We start from the raw sequence: 818 nt of genomic DNA on the forward strand, positions 1-818 counted from the left end.
AAGAGTCCGTTCTTATTTCCGGCATCCACGTATCGCCTACGCAGCATGATTTGATGTATTTGATTGCCGGGTTAATACATGGAAGAATCTTCGACTTCAAATATCGAAGCTTTGCCGCCAAAGTCAGAGCGAAATTTTAATATTTTTCTTAATCGCGGAGAAGAACCATACGCTGTATCAAAGGCATTTGTCATAGACCAAACAGGTAAGCGCTGGGAAGTAAAAGCATAACAAATGTTTCAAATCGTTCGCTTCGCTCACTGGGACGCTCTAAAAAAGACTATTAGTAAACTTTAAGAACACCATCAAAAACGAGAACACCACAAGAATGAAAGGGAAAATAGTTTCATGGAAAGATGACAAAGGCTTCGGCTTCATCACTCCTGAAGGTAAAAGCGAACAAGTTTTCTTCCACATTTCAAGTGTCAAAAAGGCAGCGCGCAAACCTGAAGTTGGTGATGTGGTTATTTTTGAAGCAGCCAAAGACTCCCAAGGTCGCCTCAAAGCAACCCATGTGCTACTTGAAGGTGTATCACTTGCAAACCCAAGCACTTCTAAAAGAATAGTTACGAAACCCGTTACGAAGGATGCGCTAGATTATTTTGCCTACTTTATTTTGGTTGCACTTCTTGTCGTCTCACTAGGCCTATTCATAAGAACAGGTGCGCCAGAGTCTTCCTTAGTGCCTGGCACAATATTTTTAGTAGTTTTATTTTTCTCATTAAATAGAAAGAAACAGCCGGCGGTTGCAGGAGCTGAGTGCAACACGGTTATTGAATTGAAGCCGGAGCATCATGCCGCATAGCCAAGGCTTCCTG

Annotated in this window: 1 protein-coding gene; it reads left to right on the plus strand. The window is 42.2% G+C overall.

Going from position 1 to position 818, the window contains the following annotated elements; all coding sequences use genetic code 11:
- Positions 1–328: 328 nt before the first annotated feature.
- A complete protein-coding gene (locus N1078_RS19460) occupies positions 329–805 on the plus strand; it encodes a cold shock domain-containing protein (protein WP_274089704.1) in 477 nt (158 codons plus the stop codon).
- The last annotated feature ends 13 nt before the right edge of the window (positions 806–818 follow it).

Source organism: Pseudomonas sp. MIL19 (genome assembly GCF_028680365.1).
Lineage (GTDB): Bacteria > Pseudomonadota > Gammaproteobacteria > Pseudomonadales > Pseudomonadaceae > Aquipseudomonas > Aquipseudomonas spirodelae.

Coding starts and splice junctions, on each gene's coding strand:
- N1078_RS19460 (WP_274089704.1), top strand. CDS start 329: ATGAAAGGGAAAATAGTTTCATGGAAAGATGACAAAGGCTTCGGCTTC.